The organism is Enterovibrio norvegicus FF-33 (assembly GCF_000286835.2).
GTDB lineage: Bacteria > Pseudomonadota > Gammaproteobacteria > Enterobacterales > Vibrionaceae > Enterovibrio > Enterovibrio norvegicus_A.
The window spans coordinates 1-2,196 of the sequence record NZ_AJYD02000008.1 but is presented as its reverse complement, the minus strand read 5'-3'; the positions used below and the strand labels follow the sequence as shown (position 1 = coordinate 2,196).

Here is a 2,196-nt window from a genome sequence, read left to right as displayed (position 1 = left end):
GAAAGGCCAATCAAACTCGGAGATAGCTGGTTCTCCCCGAAAGCTATTTAGGTAGCGCCTCGGACGAATACTACTGGGGGTAGAGCACTGTTAAGGCTAGGGGGTCATCCCGACTTACCAACCCTTTGCAAACTCCGAATACCAGTAAGTACTATCCGGGAGACACACGGCGGGTGCTAACGTCCGTCGTGGAGAGGGAAACAACCCAGACCGCCAGCTAAGGTCCCAAAGTTATCGCTAAGTGGGAAACGATGTGGGAAGGCTCAGACAGCCAGGATGTTGGCTTAGAAGCAGCCATCATTTAAAGAAAGCGTAATAGCTCACTGGTCGAGTCGGCCTGCGCGGAAGATGTAACGGGGCTAAGCGATACACCGAAGCTGCGGCATCAACTCTTCGGAGTTGTTGGGTAGGGGAGCGTTCTGTAAGCCGTTGAAGGTGAACTGTAAGGTTTGCTGGAGGTATCAGAAGTGCGAATGCTGACATGAGTAACGATAAAGGGGGTGAAAAACCTCCTCGCCGGAAGACCAAGGGTTCCTGTCCAACGTTAATCGGGGCAGGGTAAGTCGACCCCTAAGGCGAGGCCGAAAGGCGTAGTCGATGGGAAACGGGTTAATATTCCCGTACTGCTTATAACTGCGATGGGGGGACGGAGAAGGCTAGGTGAGCTTGGCGACGGTTGTCCAAGTTCAAGTGCGTAGGTGGGTGTCTTAGGTAAATCCGGGACGCTATTAACACTGAGACACGATGTCGAGTCACTACGGTGATGAAGTCATTGATGCCATGCTTCCGGGAAAAGCCTCTAAGCTTCAGGTTATAAGGAATCGTACCCCAAACCGACACAGGTGGTCGGGTAGAGAATACCAAGGCGCTTGAGAGAACTCGGGTGAAGGAACTAGGCAAAATGGTACCGTAACTTCGGGAGAAGGTACGCTGCCTCCGGTGAAGTCCCTCGCGGATGGAGCTAGAGGCAGTCGCAGATACCAGGTGGCTGCAACTGTTTATTAAAAACATAGCACTGTGCAAAATCGAAAGATGACGTATACGGTGTGACGCCTGCCCGGTGCCGGAAGGTTAATTGATGGGGTTATCTTCGGAGAAGCTCTTGATCGAAGCCCCGGTAAACGGCGGCCGTAACTATAACGGTCCTAAGGTAGCGAAATTCCTTGTCGGGTAAGTTCCGACCTGCACGAATGGCGTAATGATGGCCACGCTGTCTCCACCCGAGACTCAGTGAAATTGAAATCGCAGTGAAGATGCTGTGTACCCGCGGCTAGACGGAAAGACCCCGTGAACCTTTACTACAGCTTGGCACTGAACATTGACCCTACATGTGTAGGATAGGTGGGAGCCTTTGAAGCATCGTCGCTAGATGTGTGGAGGCAATCTTGAAATACCACCCTTGTATGCTTGATGTTCTAACGTTGGCCCCTTATCGGGGTTGCGGACAGTGCCTGGTGGGTAGTTTGACTGGGGCGGTCTCCTCCCAAAGAGTAACGGAGGAGCACGAAGGTGGGCTAATCACGGTCGGACATCGTGAGGTTAGTGCAATGGCATAAGCCCGCTTGACTGCGAGAATGACAATTCGAGCAGGTACGAAAGTAGGTCATAGTGATCCGGTGGTTCTGAATGGAAGGGCCATCGCTCAACGGATAAAAGGTACTCCGGGGATAACAGGCTGATACCGCCCAAGAGTTCATATCGACGGCGGTGTTTGGCACCTCGATGTCGGCTCATCACATCCTGGGGCTGAAGTCGGTCCCAAGGGTATGGCTGTTCGCCATTTAAAGTGGTACGCGAGCTGGGTTTAGAACGTCGTGAGACAGTTCGGTCCCTATCTGCCGTGGGCGTTGGATGATTGAGAGGGGCTGCTCCTAGTACGAGAGGACCGGAGTGGACGAACCTCTGGTGTTCGGGTTGTCACGCCAGTGGCATTGCCCGGTAGCTAAGTTCGGAATTGATAAGCGCTGAAAGCATCTAAGCGCGAAGCGAGCCTCGAGATGAGTCATCCCTGACACTATAAGTGTCCTAAAGGGTTGTTGGAGACTACGACGTAGATAGGCAGGGTGTGTAAGTGCTGCGAGGCATTGAGCTAACCTGTACTAATTGCCCGTGAGGCTTAACCATACAACACCCAAGGGGTTTTAGCGGACTCAGATAAGAACGTTGAATGTGTATTGAGAGCATATAGCTAGTCAG

Annotated in this window: 1 rRNA gene; it reads left to right on the top strand. The window is 52.5% G+C overall.

What is annotated here, in order from left to right:
- Positions 1-2,124, top strand: a 23S ribosomal RNA gene (locus tag A1OO_RS01565); the annotation flags it as partial.
- Positions 2,125-2,196 lie beyond the last annotated feature (72 nt).